This is a genomic window from Mucilaginibacter gracilis (assembly GCF_003633615.1).
GTDB classification, from domain to species: domain Bacteria; phylum Bacteroidota; class Bacteroidia; order Sphingobacteriales; family Sphingobacteriaceae; genus Mucilaginibacter; species Mucilaginibacter gracilis.
In genome coordinates this window covers 905139-926100 of sequence record NZ_RBKU01000001.1, presented here as the reverse complement: position 1 = coordinate 926100, position 20962 = coordinate 905139, and the positions used below count along the sequence as shown (strand labels likewise).

The following is a 20962-nucleotide window of genomic DNA, read 5'->3' as shown; positions in this document are numbered from 1 at the left end:
CCTGAATATGATTGCAAGGATAAACCTTACGCTAATCGGCATGCTCTTTTTTGTTTCAATTGCTTCGGCACAAAGCAAAATGCTTACGGGGCAAAAACATGTTATTTTTGTTGATATACCTAAAAATTGGTTACAAGCTAAAAGCGACCAGTTGCCATTTTTTATTAAACCAGATGAAAAAAACGTTAGCGACGACACCTACATGTATGTTTATGGATTAGATTATCAATCGAGCCCGGATTTGAATGGCTGGATTAAAGGTGACGCCGACGATGCAATGAATAGACACCCCGGCCTAAAGGTTGACACGATACCAATAGTACTAAATACATTAGGCGACAACGGATATTTAACCGGGCGTTACAAATTAATTACTTATAGCCATCCAAGCCATAAGAAAGAAGCAATATTAGTTATTGAGTGTAAATACACCATTGCAACGGCTGTGTTGGCAACAAGCAACGATGAAGAATTTCAAAAATATTTCCCCGCGTTTAAGGAGCTGGTTAAAACAATAAGGGTGTCGGGCGCAAAAGTGGAGATTGAAAAATAATAACTTTAACACAACGCGAACCTACGGTACCTGAGCACTGTCTATTAATAGCTTAACGCATATCACACCAACACATGTCCGCTTAATATCGCTATTGCCAAAAAGTAAAACAGCATACAGCCTGCGCTAATAAAATTCATTAACATGGCGTTTTTGTAATTGGCGTTGCTGGTTGATTGGCCTACTTTGTAAAACCAGTAATTAAAAAACACAAATACCGGGGCCGAGCAAAAAAGGAAGAAATAAAAATAATCGGGCATGTGGTGTTGTTGCCAGTAAAAAAAAGACAACAAAATGGCCGTGGCAAACAACGCTCCCGAAAATATAAACGAGCCTTTGTAGCCAAGTAATATGCTGATGGTAAAATCGCCGCGGCGGCCATCCTCGCCATGCTGGTAAACTTGTGTAAGCGGGTACGATGCCCCTATCAGGCACGAGCAAATAGCACCGGCCATAATAAAACCGGTGTTCCAGCCGGCAAATAATGTGGTGCCCGTAATGGCGGTATAGGTTGTAAAATAAATAAAAGCACCCTGGAAAAAGAAAACCGTTAAAAAGCTGATAACAGGATATTTTTTTAGCCGCGTTTTAGGGTGGCTATATAGTTTAGACATAATGCCGTATAGCAAAACAGCAAAGGCAAACTGCCAGCTCACCAAAAAACCAAGTAAAAAGCCTGCGGTTTCGAGCAGTAGCGAAAAATAATACAGGCTTATATCAACAACAGGGGGCTTATCAAGCAGGCCAATGCTTTCTTCGTCTTTGTCGAAATAGCTATTGTAGCCATTACTCGCCGGGAAGGCCAGCACATGCCATATTAAAAAAACTAATAGCGCACTACCTGCGTTAATTACCAAAGCCTGGCTGTATGCAAAAAAATAAACCGGCATTAAAAACAGCGAAAACACAAAGCGTAAATGAGCAATTGCCGAGCGGCTGGGGACAATAAATTGTAAAATTTGCATAGGCTAATGTAATAATACTGATGTAATTGTTATGTTTGATATGATAAACTAAACACCCAGCATGAAAATAGTTGCAATTTATATAACTTTATTTTGCCTTATAGGTACTGCCTTTGGGCAAACCAAGCATACGGTAACCAAAGCCGATGTTAGTTACGAGATTAAGAATATGGGTTTTAAAACCAGCGGAATTATTGGCGGTTTTGAAGCAACTATATTGTTTGATAAAGACCACCTGCCCACCAGCAGCATTACAGCGGCGGTAAATACGGCCACCATTAATTCGGATAACGATATGCGCGATGAACATTTGCGCAAACCAGAATATTTTGATGTGGAGCATTACCCCAAAATTATGATGAAATCGGTATCGTTTAAGGGCGGGAGTGCAACAAACTATACAGGCACCTTTGACGTAACTATTAAAGGACAAACAAAACGGGTTGACGTTCCTTTTACGTATATAGTAAACGGCGGCACGGCTGTTTTTAAAGGAAGTTTCAAAATTAACCGGCTTGATTTTGCCATTGGCGATAAAAGCATGGTATTATCAAACGAAGTAACTATATCTTTAAACGTGGAAACTGCCATTAAATAGTACTTAAAAATTAACATGGGCAGTTGCATCAGTGCCATTGGCACAGCTAATCCAAAAAATAAAATACCCCAGCAAACCATTTACCATTTTATGGCTAATGCATTTGGGTTAGATAACATTAATGCTGCAAGGCTCAAACATATTTACGAAGGTTCCGGAATTGATAACCGTTATTCGGTAATTCCCGATTTTGCTTTCAGCGATACCGCGGAGTATACTTTTTTTGGTAATTCGGCAAACTTAGAGCCTTTCCCTACAACACAGCAACGCTTAAAATTATACCAGCAATGCGCAATTGATATTGCTACGCAAGCGGCCAGGCAATGCTTTGATAGTTTTGATAGCGATGTTGCGCCACAAATAACACACTTAATTACGGTGAGTTGTACCGGCATGTATGCGCCCGGTATTGATATTGATTTGGTTACAACCCTTGGCCTTAACCGCCAAACCGAGCGTACCTGTATTAATTTTATGGGCTGTTATGGTGCCATAAATGCCTTAAAAGCTGCCGATTACATTTGCCGGGCCGATGCCGGTGCCAAAGTATTGGTTGTTAGTATTGAGTTGTGTACGCTGCATTTTCAAAAAAACAATACGCTGGATAACTGGGTAGCTAATTCTTTATTCTCCGACGGAGCTGCGGCTGTGTTGGTTGAGAACGAACTTCAGAAAATTAAGCCAGGCAAAGCACTTTTGTTGCGTAATTTTTACTCGGAGTTTATGCCCGAAGCGAGCGACGATATGGGTTGGTATGTAGGCAACTTAGGGTTTGAAATGAAACTCACCAGCAAGGTATCAAAACACATTAAAAAGCACATCAAAGCTTTAACGGGCCGTGTATTACAAAAAGCAGGTTTAAGCTTTGAGCAGATAGACGAATTTGCTATCCACCCGGGAGGCAAAAGTATTTTAGAAGCTACCGAAGAAGCGTTAGATATTAGCGCGGCTGCAAACCATTTGGCCTACCAAACCCTGCGCGAATACGGTAATATGTCGTCGGCAACGATATTGTTTGTTTTGCAGAAGATATTGAGAGCCGACACGGAAGCCGGTAAAAACATATTGAGTTTTGCTTTTGGCCCGGGCCTAACCGTTGAGGGTATGATATTAGAGACTGGCGAATGACGGACGTTATTATTGTAGGTGGCGGTTTGGCTGGGCTGTTTAACGCTATATTGTTAAACAGAGCTGGGTTAAGTGTAACGCTCATTGAGCGCAAAAGCTATCCTTTCCATCGCGTATGCGGCGAGTACATTAGTAACGAAGTTATTCCTTTCCTTTCGGGGTTGGATATTGATCTCAATGCTTTGGATGTTGCCCGTATTAGCCGTTTGCAGGTTACGGCTGTATCTGGAACTGTACTTTCAAAAAAGCTTGATCTGGGTGGTTTCGGCTTAAGCCGTTATACCTTTGATAATTATCTCTATAAAAAAGCGGTGGCCGAAGGTGTTAACTTTTTGTTGGATACCAAGGTTGATGATATTGTTTTTAAGGATGACCATTTTGAAGTAACAATTCCGGGAAGGGTTTTGAGTGCGCCTTTGGTTATCGGGTCGTTTGGTAAGCGGTCTAATCTGGATCAGAAATTAAAACGGGATTTTTTTTACAAACGCAGTCCGTATTTGGCGGTGAAGTTTCATATCCGCGCCGATTTCCCCCAAGATGTGATACAACTTAATAACTATAAAGACGGCTATTGCGGTGTAAGCAAAATTGAAGCCGACAGGTATTGCATGTGCTACCTGGCACACCGCGATGATTTGCGAAAGTACGGCAATCTACAAGAACTGGAACAGAACATCGTTTGTAAAAACCTGTATCTTAAAAGAGTATTTGATAGCGCCGAGTTTTTGCTTGATAAACCGGAAGTAATTAATGAAATATCTTTCGAGAAAAAGCAACCTGTTGAAAACCATATTTTAATGAGCGGCGATACTGCCGGGATGATAGCACCGCTTTGCGGCAACGGCATGACGATGGCCATACACTCGGCTAAAATTTTGTCGGAAACTATTTTACAATATTATAAGCCCAATAGCTTTGATGCACACGCGCGAACTTTGATTGAGCAAAGGTACACCCATGAATGGGAAGCCAAATTTGCCCGCAGGCTTTGGGTTGGCCGGCAACTGCAAAAGGTATTTGGTGCCAACGCCATGACCACCCTGAGCTTAAAAACCCTGAATGCCTTACCGCCACTGGCTGATTATTTAATGAGCAAAACCCACGGACAGCCTTTTTAATAACTATGCTAAACCTAAGCAAACGCGCTACCGAACCCGAAATAATGGACGACTTTAGTTTGCCCGAAGGCGAGGTTGTGCCCGTGTTAAAAGGTTTAGAGAAACTAAATGCCTTATTTGGCGGGCATAAAACATTAGTAAAGGCACTCAAATACATCCCGGTTAAAAGCGGCTATCACATTAGCGATTGGGGTTGTGGCGGGGGCGATGCTTTGCGTGCCATAGCCCAATGGGCAAATAAAGCAAATATTAAACTGCAACTAACCGGCGTTGATGCCACGGCTTCGGCAGTAGAGTTTGCACGCGTGGAGGCTAAAGCCTATCCAAACATTAGCTTTATTTTGAGCGATGTAATGAGTGATGAATTAAAGCCGGGGCAATTTGATGTGGTGTATTCCAGTTTATTCAGCCATCACTTTGCCGATGATGAGTGGGTAGCCCTGGTAAAAAAAATGGTGTCGTGCAGCAAAAAGGCTGTAATTATTACCGATTTGCACCGGCATTGGCTGTTGTATTATGCTGTAGTTTTTATTGCCTATACTTTTACCAAAAGTAAAATGGCCCGGTTTGATGGGCCGCTATCAGTAAGGCGAAGCTTTAAAAAGCACGACCTTGTTAACTTATTGCACCAAAGTGGGTTAACAAATTATAAAATAACGTGGAAATGGGCCTTTAGGTGGCAAGTGCTGATTTACAAATCGTAACTTTACGGGCAACAAATAAATTTCCCGGTAATTAAACATGAAACTTCGCGTACTCGTTTTTATTAATGCGCTGGCTGTAGCCATAACCATATCTATTGTTAACTACTATTTTAGGCACAGCTGGTACGATGTATCCATTACCTTTTCGGCAAGTTTTGTGAGCAGCTACGTGTTTATTTATTACCTCATAGAAAAATATATTGTAGCTAAAATTAAAATCATTTATAAGCTCATTCACAATTTAAAGCTGGGTAAAGATTTAAAAGATGCCATTGGCGACCACGTAACCAGCGACCCGATAAACGATGTGGAAAAGGATGTAAAGGAATGGGCAAAGCAAAAGAAATCGGAAATTGAGGACCTGAAAAAGCAAGAGCAGTTTAGGCGCGATTTTTTATCTAACGTATCGCACGAGTTTAAAACGCCGCTGTTTGCTATTCAGGGATATATTGAGGCTTTGCAGGACGATATGGACGACCCGGAACTGGCGCGCCAGTTTTTAGAAAAGGCATCAAAAAATGTAGACCGGTTAAGCTATCTGGTTAAAGACCTTGACGAAATATCGAAACTCGAATCGGGTGAGATACCTATCAATTATACTAAATTCCGCATTAATGATTTAATTAAGGAAGTTATTGAATCGCTTGAATTAAAGGCAAAGCAGCATAAAATTAAGCTAACTTATAAAGATAAGTATGATGAAGCGGTTATGGTTAATGCCGACAGGGAAAAGATACGCCAGGTTTTAGTAAACCTTATTGATAACTCATTTAAATACGGAAAAGAAAACGGATGCACCGCCGTTCGGCTTTACGATTTGCACGAACAAGTGTTGGTTGAAGTTACCGATGATGGTATAGGTATTGAAGAAAAATACCTGCCTCGTTTATTTGAACGTTTTTTTCGTACCGATAGCAGTCGCTCAAGGCAAATAGGTGGCTCGGGCCTGGGTTTAGCCATTGTAAAACACATTATCGAATCGCACCAGCAAACTATTAATGTGCGCAGTACCGAGGGTATAGGCTCAACATTTGGTTTTACGCTGCAAAAAGTGCGGCAATTACCCTTCCCGGCGTTACCGGTATTGAAAAATTAACATAAACTTAACATGGGCCCCTTACCTTTGGGCAAAATTAATTTAAAAAATGTCGTTAAATAGTATCTTCCAGTATTTTGTCCCTAAAGATAGAAAAGTATTTTTTCCGCTGTTTGAGCAGGCCTCGGGTAACTTAGTAGTAATGTCTAACGTTTTGATAGAAGCACTAAACACAGCCGATTTAAAAAAACGCGAAGAACTATACAACCAAATAGATAAACTGGAAAATTTTGGCGACGAGTTAACTCACCAGATTTACCTGGAACTGAGCAAAAATTTTATTACGCCTTTTGATAGAGAAGATATTACACAGCTTACAAATGCTATTGACGACGTTGCCGATTATATACAAGGCTCGGTAAACCGGATGAGTTTATATAAAGTTGAAAAAATAACCCAGCCCATTATTAAACTTGCCGAATTGATTTTACTGGGCAGCATTGAAATAGATAAAGCCGTAAAAGAATTAAGCGACCTTAAAAATGTTAGGCACATTGCCGATTCGTGCATACGCATTAACAGCATAGAAAACCAGGCCGACGACGTTTTTGACCGCGCCGTGGCCGATTTGTTTTTGTATGAAAAGGATGCTGTTGAACTTATTAAATATAAAGAAGTTTTAGCCGCCCTTGAAACCGCTACAGATATGTGCGAAGATGTAGCCAACGTTTTAGAAACTATATTAGTTAAAAACGCCTAAGCATGGCCTTGTTGGTTATTGTTATAGCTCTGGCTATTTGTTTCGATTTTATAAACGGTTTTCATGATGCGGCAAACTCTATTGCCACCGTCGTATCAACAAAAGTATTGAGCCCATTGCAGGCCGTTTTATGGGCTGCGGCTTTTAACTTTTTAGCTTATTTTTTAATTAAAGACCATAAGGTTGCTGCCACGGTATCTAATACCGTTTACGAGCACTTTATTAACTTGCACGTTATACTTGCCGGCTTAATTGCAGCCATTACCTGGAACTTAATTACCTGGTGGTTTGGCATACCTTCAAGTTCGTCGCATACGCTAATTGGCGGTTTTGCCGGTGCCGGCATGACGCATGCCCTATTTATGCACGAAAATGCATTAAGCGCAGTAAACGCCGGTCCAATTATTCAAATTGTGGCTTTTATATTTTTGGCGCCTATTATTGGCAGTTTTATTGGCTTTGCCATTAACGCGGCTATATTACATATTTGTAAAAACGCAAGGCCATCAAAAACCGAGAAATGGTTTAAACGCCTGCAATTAATATCATCAGGAGCGTTAAGTTTTGCGCATGGTGGTAATGATGCGCAAAAGGTGATGGGTATCATTTATATTTCGCTGGTTGCTGCAAACGTAATTCACAGCAAAGACCCTATGCCCGAATGGATACCCTTAGCCTGTTACTCGGCAATAGCATTTGGTACCATGAGCGGCGGATGGAAAATTGTAAAAACAATGGGTACTAAAATAACCAAGGTTACACCACTGGAGGGTTTTAGTGCCGAAACGGCAGGCGCCGTTACCTTATTTGTTACCGAGCGTTTTGGTATCCCGGTATCTACCACGCATACCTTAACAGGTTCAATTATTGGTGTTGGTTTAACCAAGCGCGTTTCGGCTGTGCGTTGGGGTATTACCATTAACCTTATTTGGGCATGGATAATTACTATCCCCATCTCGGCCCTAATTGCCGGTATTGTATTTGCTATAGTGCGAAATTTTTAAGCGTTTTACCTATAGCCTGCGGCCTGCAAATTAAACAGTTCGGCATAGCGGCCACCTAAATTAAGCAACTCCTGGTGGCTGCCTATTTCTTTAAGCTGGCCTTTTTCCAAAACCAAAATCCTATCGGCCATTCGCACGGTTGAAAAACGATGTGATATTAACACTGCCGATTTACCTTCTGTTAGCTGTGCAAACCGTTGAAAAACATCATATTCGGCCCGGGCATCTAAAGCTGCGGTGGGTTCGTCTAATATCAGCAACTGGGCGTCGCGCATGTAGGCCCGCGCCAGTGCTACCTTTTGCCATTCGCCGCCAGATAAGTCAACCCCGTTAAAAAACCTCCGGCCCAGCATTTGGTCGTATTTATTGGGTAACCTTTCGGCCAGTTCGTCGGCAAGGCTTTGGTGTGCGGCAACTTTAATTAGTTCGTGGTTTTCTTGTTCGGCTATGTTACCCACGGCAATGTTTTGCGAAAGGGTTAGCTGATACCGCAAGTAGTCCTGAAAAATAATGCCAGTTTGTAAACGGAGTTCGGCTAAATCGTATTCTTTAAGGTCGTGTCCGTCAAGGGTTATGCGGCCTTCGGTTGGGTCGTAAAGGCGGGCAAGCAGTTTTACAAGCGTAGTTTTGCCGGCTCCGTTTTCGCCCACAAGGGCCAGTTTTTCGCCGGGTTTAAGTGTAAAACTCAAGTGGCGGTTGGCCCATCGCTCGGCGTTTTGATATTTAAAGCCAACATCTTCAAACACAAAACCCAGTTTAATTGGTTTGGGGAACGGACGTGGGTTTTTGGATAGTGTAATTTTAGGTTTGATTTGGAAAAACTCAAAAAAATCGGCGAGGTAAATTGCCCCTTGCGATACGCTGGTAAAACGGGTTAAAATATTTTCGAGCAAACTACGCATTTGCCTAAACGAACCTGCCAAAAATGTTAAATCGCCAATACTGGTGCTGCCATTTACTGCGCGCAAAATAATAACCACATAGGCAGCGTAATAACCGGCACTGCCCAGCATGGCAAAAAAAACGCCCCAGCCCGATCGTTTTAAGGCAAGGCGCTTGTTATCGCTATAAAACTGGTTTGACAGCACCTTAAACCTATTGATAATAAAGCCCGAAAGATTAAATATTTTAACCTCTTTGGCTGTTTCGTCGCTGGCTCCTAAATAGCGTACATAGTCTAACTCGCGGCGTTCGGGGGTTTGCCCCCGGGTTAATGCGTAACCCTGATCGTTAAAGTAAGATTCGCCTAAAAATGCCGGAATTACGGCAATAAGCAATAACACAATAAGCCAGGGATTGTAGGCCATTAAGCCGGCTGCTAAAAAGCCCATCGTTATGAGGTCTTGAACCTGGCTCATCATCTGCGAAAGCAATACCGTGCGGCCAACGGTTTGCTGGCGGGCGCGTTCTAGCTTATCATAAAATACCGAATCCTCAAACTGGTCCAAATCCAGCGTTGCCGCATGGTTCATTATTCTGATCGAAGTTTCGTTAGAGAACAGATCCCCCAATAAACTGTCTAGCAAGGTAATGCCGCGGCTCAGCGTGTCTGATAAAATTGCCAGGCCAAACTCAAGTGCCACCAGTTGCCACAGGTGATAATGAGATTGCCCGCCGTGATTGCGACTAAGCATCACAACCTGATCTATAATTAACTTGCCCACGTATAAAATAGCCAGGGGTATTGCCGAGCGAATAATGCGGAGCATAAAGCTACAGGCTGTCATCCAGGCACTGGTTTGCCATACCAGTTTAAAAAATTGCGGCAGGTTTCGCAATGCCGCCAATCGCTCTTTAAAAGTAATTTTATCGGGCTTTGGCGGTTGTTTTTTCGAACTTCGGGTGGCATTCATCGCGGCAAATTAAGCAAATGCCGGTTAATGTTAGGTTATAGTGCTGTAATTTTTAGGCAGTTAATTGTTATTGAGCTATTAAGTTACTGAGGGGGCATCATACCTTAATAACTCATTAACAATTAATCCAATAACAAAGCTCAAAACTCAACATGCAACCGTATGGCAAATAAACTTACCGGGCCGCGGTCGGCGTTGTAAGCCGGGTTAGCCACAAACTGGTAATCGCCGGTAAGGGTAAGGTTTTTATTAAGCTTTGCGCTATAATATGCTTCGGCAATTTTTTCGGTGCTGTAATTGGTGAGTTTGCCATCGCCAACAATAAAGCCGTAGCCGCCAATTTGTAAAAAGTCGCGATGATCGTTTGATATACCGTTAACAACGCCCGCAATGGCAAAACAATCATCGGGGCGTTTCCATTTATCGCCTTTATAACTTAAACCAAGGCTAAGGCTTTGGTCAATTTCGGTAAAGGCCCAGGTAGCAGTTTTACCGTCGTTCCAACTGGTGCGAAAAAATGCGCCAAGGGAAGTGCTAAGTTCCTGCTCGGCGTTAATGCCAAACCCGTACTTTACGTTGCCGTAATTTTTACCATTAATTACATCTAATGCTTCGTCGGTGTGGTTTAAGTAGTTGTTAATTACCTCGCGGTAAACAGGGGCTTTGGTAACGTTACGATACAATAATAAATTAATGCGGCCCTTGTGTTTTTTAACCATGAGGTTTTTACTCAGTTCAACGGTGGTGCTATACGCGTCCCAAAAATGATAATCAAAATCGGGCCCGTTAGCATACGTACCAACAAGGGTTGTGGCCGCGCGCGCTTCCCAATCGGGGCTAATATATTCAACCACAAGGCCATCGGTATAACCGCGGGTATTGGCAGGGTAGTCCCAGGCGCCATTGCCCATAAGTGCCCAGTTTAAAAACTGGCTTCGCGGATCGTGACTGTAAGCATTATTATCGAAAAAATCTGAAAGGGCAAATTTACCGGCGGTTATTACAATGCGTTTTTTTGGCACATATTCCCTGAGCTGGTTGTTTGCTGCATCAAGGGTATCAAGCTCTTTAGTTAAGGCTATATATTGCCTTAAATACAGGCGGCCCAAATATAAAGCCGGTGCGGGGTTGCCTATTCTAAAGGTTTCGCCATTTGCAAAACCGGCAATGCCCTTGGCTCCGCTTACGCCGCTGCCGCCCGAAACTTCGGGATTAAAATAAACGGCGGCACCGGTCCATAATTTGCGGCCAATAAAAAGCGTTGTTGTTAACGATAATGCTTCGTCGGCATCGGCATTTAAACTATTTTCGCCCGAGTAGGCCGATTTGAATGATGGATGGCTTTGATCGATAACCGTTAACTGGAAATGGGTACTCCATTTCTCCACAGAATCTTTAGGTTGCTGGCTCTGTGAAAAAGCGTAGCTACTAATTAACAATAATATAATTATTGGGTAATAATTTTTTTTCATGCTTTACTGTTTTATTTATTGCAACAAATATAGGCTTTAATGTTATATTAGGCAAGTCTAATATAATTTTTAGACTAACCTAAATTTAGATAGGTTGATTTGATTGATACACGTTTAACTAAACATATTTGGGAAATTAATTGCTAAACATTAATTATTCACTATTTTTGCCTTAACATATAAAAAGCTATGAGTAATCACCACCAACATCAGGAAGAAGAAGCAAAAAAATACGACTACTTATATTATGTTATCGGGTTAGTTTTCGGGCTAATTACCGGTTTCGTTATCGATAAAGATTTTATCTGGATACCCATTGGCGGTGTTTTAGGTTTGCTTACAGCAGCTTTTTTTGCAAATGTAGTTTCAAAGAGCAGCGAAAAGGGTTAAACCTTTTTCACTTAATTATCAATTGTGCCAACCGTTGCTAATTAATGTATTGCCTATGTGATTGACGCAAAACTAATACCCTATTTTGTGTCAATTACAAAAGTGCTTGAAAGCAAATATACTCCGAACAACTTTGTTGTGTTTAGTTTTTGTTGCGATAGTTTAGGCCATTAGCTATTGATGATTTTTGAGCCATTTGTTTTATTCCTTACGCGCCAGAGCAACTAGTTTGCAAAAAAAAACCACAAATCGTAAGGCGTTTGATTTTTTCACACCAATATATCGACTGGAAATAGCTTGTAGGCGCCTATGCCAAACTGCTTCTTAAAAAGTCCGTCCAAAAAACTTGTTTGCAACGCTCAGCCTGTTTCTTTCGAAATATTGGATTTGTCGTCGTCCGTTAGTAGTTGCCAAGCTTTTATCAGGCGGCCAATGTTAGCAAGCTTAATAAGCGCTAGTTTGCTATAACGGTATTAGCACCCAATACCCCAATCCATTTCATTTTTGATTGCAAAGCATAGTTAACTTTAGTACTATATATAAGGTATAAGGATGCGATGCAAATCAAATTTTGTTTAGCTACAATCAAGCCTGTTTATAGGCCGCGCCCTATTATTGGCAATTTTTGCGCAATGCCCGTTGCTGCTCCCCTGCAATTTTTTTTTAACTACAAAATAATGGCGGTTTGGCTATACTATATATACTGTATACTATATATAGTGTGGTGGCCCGTTTACTATATATTCAAAAGTGCTCTACCGGGGCGGCATATTTGTAGACTGGGGGCTATGAATGTGATGTTTTATTAGTTTCCCAGCAATTAGTTTGCAGGGAGTATAGGTAGATGTGTATTGGTTTAAAAATGAATAGTATTGATAATGAATGGATTGGTTTAAATAGTAGAAATAAGGACAAAATAGGTTGCATGTTTGAGAAAAGTAAGTACCTTTGCAACCCGCAAACGAAATAGCGGGAAGTTCTTAAAAAAGCAGGCAAAGAGTTAAATTAAAGCAGTTTATGCTGCGTAGGTTTAACAAAGAATAGTTTAGCGGTTGCTACAGAAGAGATGTAGAGAGGTTAAAAACGGAGACGAATTTTTTATCAAAAAAAACATTGTTAAAGTTAAAAAGATTCTTACCTTTGCAACCCGCAAACGAGGTGATAAAAAGACCGAGTAATTGTGAAAAGGAGAAAGAAAATAAAAATTTATTTTCTTTGAAATAACAAAAAGGTTCTTACCTTTGCAGTCCCAAAAGAAACGAAGGTTTCGGAAGGGTAAAAAAAAGAAGATACCGGAAGCGATTTCCGGGATTAAACAAAGCAGAAGATTTAAGCCTTACGGGGTTATAAATATAAAAGGCGAAGCGGGAAGCGGAGCCGAGAAAGTTCTTTAAGAGGAAGTAATAATGAATGTAGCGGAGTAGAATTCGAGAGGAAACTACGAAGCGACAAAAAGGATAGCGAGAGATTATCTGTATAAAGATATATAATACAGAGATTCTACAAATAATAAAGTAGGGTCACGATTAAAACTTAAAATTTACAATGGAGAGTTTGATCCTGGCTCAGGATGAACGCTAGCGGCAGGCCTAATACATGCAAGTCGGACGGGATTTGGGAGCTTGCTCCTGATGAGAGTGGCGCACGGGTGCGTAACACGTATGTAACCTACCTTATCCAGGGGGATAGCCTCTCGAAAGAGAGATTAAGACCGCATAACATTACGACTCAGCATTGAGATGTAATCAAATATTTATAGGGATAAGATGGGCATGCGGGACATTAGCTAGTTGGCGGGGTAACGGCCCACCAAGGCGACGATGTCTAGGGGATCTGAGAGGATGACCCCCCACACTGGTACTGAGACACGGACCAGACTCCTACGGGAGGCAGCAGTAAGGAATATTGGTCAATGGGCGGAAGCCTGAACCAGCCATGCCGCGTGCAGGAAGACGGCCCTACGGGTTGTAAACTGCTTTTGCAGGGGAATAAACCTTCGTATGTATACGAAGCTGAATGTACTCTGAGAATAAGGATCGGCTAACTCCGTGCCAGCAGCCGCGGTAATACGGAGGATCCAAGCGTTATCCGGATTTATTGGGTTTAAAGGGTGCGTAGGCGGCCAATTAAGTCAGGGGTGAAAGACGGTAGCTTAACTATCGCAGTGCCTTTGATACTGATTGGCTTGAATGGACTAGAGGTAGGCGGAATGTGACAAGTAGCGGTGAAATGCATAGATATGTCACAGAACACCAATTGCGAAGGCAGCTTACTATGGTTTAATTGACGCTGAGGCACGAAAGCGTGGGGATCAAACAGGATTAGATACCCTGGTAGTCCACGCCCTAAACGATGAACACTCGATGTTAGCGATATACAGTTAGCGTCTAAGCGAAAGCGTTAAGTGTTCCACCTGGGGAGTACGCCCGCAAGGGTGAAACTCAAAGGAATTGACGGGGGCCCGCACAAGCGGAGGAGCATGTGGTTTAATTCGATGATACGCGAGGAACCTTACCCGGGCTTGAAAGTTAGTGAATGATTCAGAGACGGATCAGCTCTTCGGAGCACGAAACTAGGTGCTGCATGGCTGTCGTCAGCTCGTGCCGTGAGGTGTTGGGTTAAGTCCCGCAACGAGCGCAACCCCTATGTTTAGTTGCCAGCACGTTAAGGTGGGGACTCTAAACAGACTGCCTACGCAAGTAGAGAGGAAGGAGGGGACGACGTCAAGTCATCATGGCCCTTACGTCCGGGGCTACACACGTGCTACAATGGATGGTACAGAGGGCAGCTACCTGGCAACAGGATGCAAATCTCTTAAAGCCATTCACAGTTCGGATCGGGGTCTGCAACTCGACCCCGTGAAGTTGGATTCGCTAGTAATCGCATATCAGCAATGATGCGGTGAATACGTTCCCGGGCCTTGTACACACCGCCCGTCAAGCCATGGAAGCTGGAAGTACCTGAAGTGCGTAACCGCAAGGAGCGTCCTAGGGTAAAGTCGGTAACTGGGGCTAAGTCGTAACAAGGTAGCCGTACCGGAAGGTGCGGCTGGAATACCTCCTTTCTGGAGCAGATAATCGCTCCTCGCTACTTTATAGCGCACGCTGCATTCATTATTTATTTTCTTTTTATAAAAAAACAGTTTAGTATTGAGTAGAGCGTATAGCGTATTGAGACAAAAGACTCAGAATGGCTGATGCTTGAAGAAAGAATGTGAAGTGTCGCAATACGCAATACGCACATCTCAAGACTAAATAAGAAACACCCAAAAGACAAGCCAATTGGTGGCTGTAACTATAATTAGTGTACAGATTATTCATAAGGCAGTGAAAGGTCGGAAGTCAGAAGTCTGAAGTCAGAAAGTTAGTTAGCAAAAGCGGCTAACCGGAAAAACTAATGACAAATGAACGAATGACCAATGACTGACAGAAAAAATAGTCCGGTAGCTCAGTTTGGTTAGAGCACTACACTGATAATGTAGGGGTCAGCAGTTCAAATCTGCTCCGGACTACACTTTGGTTTATTGGTTCAAGAGTTCAATGGTTCATTAGTCCTTTTAAAAGGCACGAATGAGCGAATGGCTAGTGAACGAATGAACAAAAGACACACTTGCCTTAAGGGGGATTAGCTCAGCTGGCTAGAGCACCTGCCTTGCACGCAGGGGGTCAACGGTTCGAATCCGTTATTCTCCACGCTGCTTGAAAGAGTCAAGATGCAAGAATCAGGAAGCAAGACAAAAAGTCTTGGTTCGTGGCTCTTAACTCTTGCTTCTGCGAAGCAAAACGTTCTTTGACATATTGGAAGAAGTAATTGAAAAAAGAGAAAACAACAGTAGAGACGTTGTTTTGGCTTTAGAGGTTTACGGAATCAAAGGTAAAAAGGTAGTAATACCAATGAACTGATGAACAAGTGAACCGATAAACGGAACAACAATCAAAAAGCATACTATACGAGCAAAAGGCGTATAAGTAGAAGAAAGTAAGAAAGGGTACACGGGGGATGCCTTGGCTCTCAGAGGCGATGAAGGACGTGATAAGCTGCGATAAGCCGCGGGGATTGGCAAATATGAATTAATCCGCGGATTTCCGAATGGGGAAACCTGGCCGTTTGAAGAACGGTCGTATAAATACGCAAACCCGCTGAACTGAAACATCTAAGTAAGCGGAGGAAGAGAAAACAATAGTGATTTCCTGAGTAGTGGCGAGCGAAAGGGAAGAAGCCCAAACCGGTTATGTTACGGCATAACCGGGGTTGTAGGACCACAACATGAATATTAAAATGAATCTGAACAGGGTGGGAAACCTGGCCATAGAGCATGAGAGCTGCGTAAGAGTAAGTAATAATAGGATAGTGGTATCCTGAGTACCGCGAGGTCGGAGACGCCTTGTGGGAATCTGCCGGCACCATCCGGTAAGGCTAAATACTCCTGAGAGACCGATAGTGAACCAGTACCGTGAGGGAAAGGTGAAAAGAACCCCGAACAGGGGAGTGAAATAGAACCTGAAACCGTGTACTTACAAGCGGTCGGAGCGGACTTGTTCCGTGACGGCGTGCCTTTTGCATAATGAGCCTACGAGTTACTCCTCTCTGGCAAGGTTAAGTGATTAAGTCACGCAGCCGAAGCGAAAGCGAGTCTGAATAGGGCGTGCAGTCAGAGGGGGTAGACGCGAAACCTTGTGATCTACCCATGGACAGGTTGAAGGTGCCGTAACAGGTACTGGAGGACCGAACCGATAAACGTTGAAAAGTTTCCGGATGATCTGTGGGTAGGGGTGAAAGGCTAATCAAACTGGGAAATAGCTCGTACTCCCCGAAATGTTTTTAGGAACAGCCTGGCGGTTGAGTTATATAGAGGTAGAGCTACTAATTGGGTGCGGGGGAGTCAAATCCTACCAAATCCAGATAAACTCCGAATGCTATATAATATACGCTGGAGTGAGGCTCTGGGTGCTAAGGTCCAGGGCCGAGAGGGAAAGAACCCAGACCATCAGCTAAGGTCCCTAAATTACCACTAAGTTGAACTAACGAGGTCCGATTGCACAGACAGCTAGGATGTTGGCTTGGAAGCAGCCATTCATTTAAAGAGTGCGTAACAGCTCACTAGTCGAGCGATCGGGCATGGATAATAAACGGGCATCAAGTGGTATACCGAAGCTATGGATTTGCAGCAATGCATCTGGTAGGGGAGCATTCTACTGTCAGCGAAGCAGATACGTAAGTTACTGTGGAGATTGTAGAAAAGCAAATGTAGGCATAAGTAACGATAAGGCGGGAGAGAAACCCGCCCACCGAAAGACTAAGGTTTCCTGATCAACGCTAATCGGATCAGGGTTAGTCGGGGCCTAAGGTGAAGCCGAAGGGCGTAGCCGATGGACAACTGGTTAATATTCCAGTACTTTTTATAACTGCGATGCGGTGACGGAGTAGTGACACTGACGCGAACTGACGGAATAGTTCGTTAAATGCCGTAGGTATAGGAGACACAGGTAAGTCCGTGACTCTTGCTGAAAGCAGATAGTACTCGGAACCTTCGGGGGATGGGATAGTTCAGGTAATCAGACTTCCAAGAAAACCCGCTAAGCTTCAGGTTATAAAAACCCGTACCGTAAACCGACACAGGTAGTCGAGGAGAGAATCCTAAGGTGCTCGAGTGAATCATGGCTAAGGAACTCGGCAAAATGGCCCTGTAACTTCGGGAGAAGGGGCGCTGGCAGTAATGTCAGCCGCAGTGAAAAGGCCCAGGCGACTGTTTAACAAAAACACATGGCTTTGCAAAATCGAAAGATGACGTATAAGGCCTGACACCTGCCCGGTGCTGGAAGGTTAAGAGGGGATGTTAGTCGCAAGGCGAAGCATTGAATCGAAGCCCCAGTAAACGGCGGCCGTAACTATAACGGTCCTAAGGTAGCGAAATTCCTTGTCGGGTAAGTTCCGACCTGCACGAATGGTGTAACGATCTGGGCGCTGTCTCAGCCATGAGCTCGGTGAAATTGTGGTATCGGTGAAGACGCCGGTTACCCGCAACGGGACGGAAAGACCCCATGCACCTTCACTATAGCTTAACATTGACATCGGGTACAGGATGTGTAGGATAGGTGGGAGACTGTGATCTGGCTTCGCTAGGAGTCAGTTAGTCAACGTTGAAATACCACCCTTTCTGTATTTGGTGTCTAACTCTGCAATGTGGAGAACATTGTTTGGCGGGTAGTTTGACTGGGGTGGTCGCCTCCAAAAAGGTAACGGAGGCTTTCAAAGGTAAGCTCAATACGCTTGGTAACCGTATGCGGAGTGCAATAGCATAAGCTTGCTTGACTGTGAGGCAGACAAGCCGAGCAGGGTCGAAAGACGGATATAGTGATCCGGTGGTTCTGCATGGAAGGGCCATCGCTCAAAGGATAAAAGGTACGCTGGGGATAACAGGCTGATCTCCCCCAAGAGCTCATATCGACGGGGAGGTTTGGCACCTCGATGTCGGCTCGTCACATCCTGGGGCTGGAGAAGGTCCCAAGGGTTGAGCTGTTCGCTCATTAAAGTGGCACGCGAGCTGGGTTCAGAACGTCGCGAGACAGTTCGGTCCCTATCTGTTGTGGGCGTTGGAAGTTTGAGTGGGGCTGACCTTAGTACGAGAGGACCGGGTTGGACTAACCTCTAGTGAATCTGTTATGGCGCCAGCTGTACTGCAGAGTAGCTACGTTGGGAATAGATAAGCGCTGAAAGCATCTAAGTGCGAAACTAGCCACAAGATGAGACTTCCATTGAGGGTCGTAGGAGACTACTACGTTGATAGGTTACAGGTGTAAAGGTGGTGACATCATAGCCAAGTAATACTAATAACCCGAAGCTTTCTCATAGCAGGTATTTATGGTTCATTAGTTCATTGGTCATTAGTTGATTGGTCTTAGCAATAAGAGCAGATTACAAATGAACAAATGACTAATGAACCGAAACACAAAGCTGTTGTTTTCTCTTAAATCAATTCCTTCTTTCAATAATATGTCATTGTTTAATGGTTCATTAGTTGAGTGGTTCATTGGTCATTAGTCCAAGAAGAGTCATAAGCTTATCAACCTTAACAAATTAAAATATCAGTTCGGTAAACCAACGTTAGCAGATACCAATCCGCTAATGAACAAGTGAACCAATGAACTAAAAATATTCAGGTGCCTATATCGGCGGTGTCTACCTCTTCCCATTCCGAACAGAGAAGTCAAGCCCGCCAGAGCCGATGGTACTGCGGTAAAACGTGGGAGAGTAGGTCGGTGCCCAATCTTAATTAACCCTGTCAACGATAGTTGATGGGGTTTTTTGTTGTAGGAGGGGTCCGGTCTCTTTGAACTATCGTGATACGTCTCTCCTTTTATTAAATCAAAGTGAACAATAGTGGATCAGTGCGGAAAGTTGAAGGCTAACAAGATCAAGCATAGATATAGCCAGGCCCTTAGCCCGCTTATCCTAAAGCACAAGTGACGCTTGCGGAAGCGGTGGGGAAATGATTTGCTGAATAGCCATAACAATCGTAGCTTATAACAAAAGCTTAAATAGTTATGGCTATTTAGCTTTTGCACTCGATTTATAAGCAATAATAGTGCAAGTAATGTTAATTATTAAAAGGACGAGTATAAAAAGACCATAATATATAACAACCCGATAAAAGTCGTGGCTTACTTCTTCAAAATTCGCAAACGGTTCATCATAATTATATTTAATATCCACCATTATCCCAGCTGTAAATAGCAATAAGATGAAAAAAAATAGAACGTTTGAAAATATTTGAAATTTAAAATTTTTTTCATGAATTAAAGTTTTTTATTCGATCAGTATCTTGACTACTAATGCTACCTGAAGATCCAGAGCCGTTTCCACTTGATGATTGATCTGTAATATAACTGTTGGCTGAAGATCCAGAGCCATTTCCAGATCAACCCGACGCATTTCGAGCACTTTCGACAAGTTTTACAACGCCCTTATTATCAGGATAGGCTTTTTTCAAATAATCAATTATATCTCTTACATTGGTTCCTACTTGAATAGCTTTACCGGAAAGGAAATTTTGCAAAGATTTGGGGATTATAAAATCTTCATCATAATTATAAAACAATCCGTTCACATCAAATATATTAGTTCCAGCTGCCTTTAGAGCATGGCAACTGCCCCCGCTACTGCAAGAGTCACCTGTGGCTTTAGGACAAGCGAACTATACAGAGCCGCTCTGCACAGTATTGCCCCATCCGGTTAGTTTACCAGCTTGATGCCGACTAGCTACCATCCGAAGAATCCGACGAAAAACCACTATCGGCCGATTAGGAATAACTACTGCTATCGTCATCGCCGACGCACCGGTCCCCCATCCCGGCCAGCCAACCTACTTCATATTAAACAAACTTTTTCTGCCCGGCATAAAGCGGATGGTTGGGTTATCCATACTATCCAAAAATTTGCCCCTAAAATCTAAATTATTGATAAGCATATTGGTTATTTTAATGGTTTCGCCGTTGTTAAAAAAAACTTCAAAGCTGCCGCCAACGTTAAAATTTCCCTGTCCGCGGCCTTCGTAACTTACAATTTCTTTAATATCGGTCTTATTATAAGCATTTATGGTGTCGGTATTTTGGCCGAAGTAAAAAACATTGTTCCCGCGGGATATATGCAGGTAATTGTGGCGGTTAACATACGCGTTATAATATATACCGAAAAGCAGCCAGCAGTAAATTGCAAATACTATGCTAAACATAAAAACAAAAGGCGCAGGGGTATGTCCAAAAAGCATGGCGGCATTCCCCATAAAAAAAAGTAGGCCAAATAATAATAAACTGCTGGTTAGCATTAAAACGCGCCAAAGGCTTTGCCGATATTCAAAGCTGGCGGTTTCAAAGTGTGCCTTATTGCCAATATTAACAAAGTGTTTTTCAAATACCGAAACATCAAGTACGGCGTTAAAAAAATCAGTTACCAGTTTATTTACCGTTGCCAAATCGGCCGCATGGTATTCGTATAAGTGGTTGCGGCCGTCAAGGTAATAAAGGCAATATTTTCCGTTAAAGTACAGGCCCGTTTTTAGGTAATTGGCCTGTTCGTTGCGTATGGTTACAGATGGGCCGGTTAGCTGCACCACGGTAAGTGTGCGTTCGGCATCCCACGGAAAAGTGTTTATCAATTGTATAGTTTCGTCAAGGCTTCGCGGTTGTTCGTCGCAAAACTCACCCTTCTCATAATTTTTGTGCTGTACCTTAACGTTTAAAAGCGGCATTGGTAAAATAAATAAAAAAAACCTCAATAACCCTATCGCTGGCGCACGCGCAATGCCATCAAGTAAAGAAAATCATTACCGAACATCTAATATTCACCATTGTACTATGGGATAAAATTCGGTGTTCGATATTT

Annotated in this window: 14 protein-coding genes, 2 tRNA genes and 3 rRNA genes; 14 read left to right on the top strand and 5 right to left on the bottom strand. The window is 42.9% G+C overall.

Annotation, left to right across the window (positions count from 1 at the left end; translation table 11 throughout):
• The first annotated feature begins 7 nt into the window (after positions 1 to 7).
• Entirely contained in the window at positions 8 to 553 is a 546-nt protein-coding gene (locus BDD43_RS03880) for a hypothetical protein (RefSeq protein WP_121196470.1), read from the top strand.
• 62 nt (positions 554 to 615) lie between these two features.
• Here BDD43_RS03880 and BDD43_RS03875 read toward each other — a convergent pair whose 3' ends face one another.
• Positions 616 to 1518: a UbiA family prenyltransferase gene (locus BDD43_RS03875; RefSeq protein WP_121196469.1), complete on the bottom strand. Its 903-nt coding sequence runs from the start codon at positions 1516 to 1518 to the stop codon at positions 616 to 618.
• Positions 1519 to 1579: 61 nt separating this feature from the next.
• Between BDD43_RS03875 and BDD43_RS03870 the strand changes: the two genes are divergently transcribed.
• Genes BDD43_RS03870 through BDD43_RS03840 form a run of 7 tightly spaced genes read left to right on the top strand, consistent with a single transcriptional unit; the run spans position 1580 to position 7866 of the window.
• Positions 1580 to 2116 carry a YceI family protein gene (locus BDD43_RS03870; protein WP_121196467.1) on the top strand — a complete coding sequence of 179 codons (537 nt, stop codon included), beginning with the start codon at positions 1580 to 1582 and terminating at the stop codon, positions 2114 to 2116.
• A 15-nt stretch (positions 2117 to 2131) separates the two neighbouring features.
• Entirely contained in the window at positions 2132 to 3244 is a 1113-nt protein-coding gene (locus tag BDD43_RS03865; RefSeq protein WP_121196466.1) for a type III polyketide synthase, read from the top strand.
• Complete coding sequence (locus BDD43_RS03860; RefSeq protein WP_121196464.1) at positions 3241 to 4362, top strand: NAD(P)/FAD-dependent oxidoreductase; 1122 nt, start codon at positions 3241 to 3243, stop codon at positions 4360 to 4362. The genes BDD43_RS03865 and BDD43_RS03860 overlap by 4 nt, the downstream gene beginning before the upstream one ends.
• A 5-nt stretch (positions 4363 to 4367) precedes the next feature.
• Positions 4368 to 5066, top strand: a complete 699-nt coding sequence (locus tag BDD43_RS03855) for a methyltransferase domain-containing protein (protein ID WP_121196463.1) — start codon at positions 4368 to 4370, stop codon at positions 5064 to 5066.
• 37 nt (positions 5067 to 5103) lie between these two features.
• Positions 5104 to 6162 (top strand): sensor histidine kinase, encoded by a 1059-nt coding sequence (locus BDD43_RS03850; protein WP_121196461.1) that lies wholly within the window; start codon positions 5104 to 5106, stop codon positions 6160 to 6162.
• A gap of 49 nt (positions 6163 to 6211) precedes the next feature.
• Positions 6212 to 6862, top strand: a complete 651-nt coding sequence (locus tag BDD43_RS03845; RefSeq protein WP_121196460.1) for a DUF47 domain-containing protein — start codon at positions 6212 to 6214, stop codon at positions 6860 to 6862.
• A 2-nt stretch (positions 6863 to 6864) separates the two neighbouring features.
• The gene (locus tag BDD43_RS03840; protein ID WP_121196459.1) at positions 6865 to 7866 is read left to right on the top strand and encodes an inorganic phosphate transporter; all 1002 of its coding nucleotides are present in this window, start codon (positions 6865 to 6867) and stop codon (positions 7864 to 7866) included.
• A gap of 5 nt (positions 7867 to 7871) precedes the next feature.
• Here BDD43_RS03840 and BDD43_RS03835 read toward each other — a convergent pair whose 3' ends face one another.
• The gene (locus tag BDD43_RS03835) at positions 7872 to 9719 is read right to left on the bottom strand and encodes an ABC transporter ATP-binding protein (RefSeq protein ID WP_121196458.1); all 1848 of its coding nucleotides are present in this window, start codon (positions 9717 to 9719) and stop codon (positions 7872 to 7874) included.
• 140 nt (positions 9720 to 9859) lie between these two features.
• A complete protein-coding gene (locus BDD43_RS03830) occupies positions 9860 to 11191 on the bottom strand; it encodes a carbohydrate porin (RefSeq protein ID WP_121196456.1) in 1332 nt (443 codons plus the stop codon).
• A 189-nt stretch (positions 11192 to 11380) separates the two neighbouring features.
• On the opposite strand from BDD43_RS03830, the gene BDD43_RS03825 reads away from it, so the two are divergent.
• The 6 genes from BDD43_RS03825 to rrf all read left to right on the top strand — a co-directional run bounded on the left by BDD43_RS03825 (position 11381) and on the right by rrf (position 18849).
• Positions 11381 to 11581, top strand: coding sequence for a hypothetical protein (locus tag BDD43_RS03825; protein WP_121196454.1), 201 nt, complete (start codon positions 11381 to 11383; stop codon positions 11579 to 11581).
• A 1542-nt stretch (positions 11582 to 13123) separates the two neighbouring features.
• Positions 13124 to 14645 (top strand): 16S ribosomal RNA (locus BDD43_RS03820).
• A gap of 372 nt (positions 14646 to 15017) precedes the next feature.
• A tRNA-Ile gene (locus BDD43_RS03815) sits at positions 15018 to 15092 on the top strand.
• Between the two features lie 107 nt (positions 15093 to 15199).
• Positions 15200 to 15273 (top strand) — tRNA-Ala (locus BDD43_RS03810).
• Between the two features lie 280 nt (positions 15274 to 15553).
• A 23S ribosomal RNA gene (locus BDD43_RS03805) occupies positions 15554 to 18431 on the top strand.
• A gap of 306 nt (positions 18432 to 18737) precedes the next feature.
• Positions 18738 to 18849 (top strand): 5S ribosomal RNA (gene rrf, locus BDD43_RS03800).
• Together the 16S, 23S and 5S rRNA genes with 2 tRNA genes alongside form the textbook arrangement of a ribosomal RNA operon.
• A gap of 650 nt (positions 18850 to 19499) precedes the next feature.
• On the opposite strand, the gene BDD43_RS03795 is transcribed toward rrf, so the two are convergent.
• Positions 19500 to 19688, bottom strand: a complete 189-nt coding sequence (locus BDD43_RS03795; protein WP_121196453.1) for a hypothetical protein — start codon at positions 19686 to 19688, stop codon at positions 19500 to 19502.
• A gap of 255 nt (positions 19689 to 19943) precedes the next feature.
• Positions 19944 to 20828, bottom strand: coding sequence for a hypothetical protein (locus BDD43_RS03790; protein WP_121196451.1), 885 nt, complete (start codon positions 20826 to 20828; stop codon positions 19944 to 19946).
• Between the last annotated feature and the right edge of the window lie 134 nt (positions 20829 to 20962).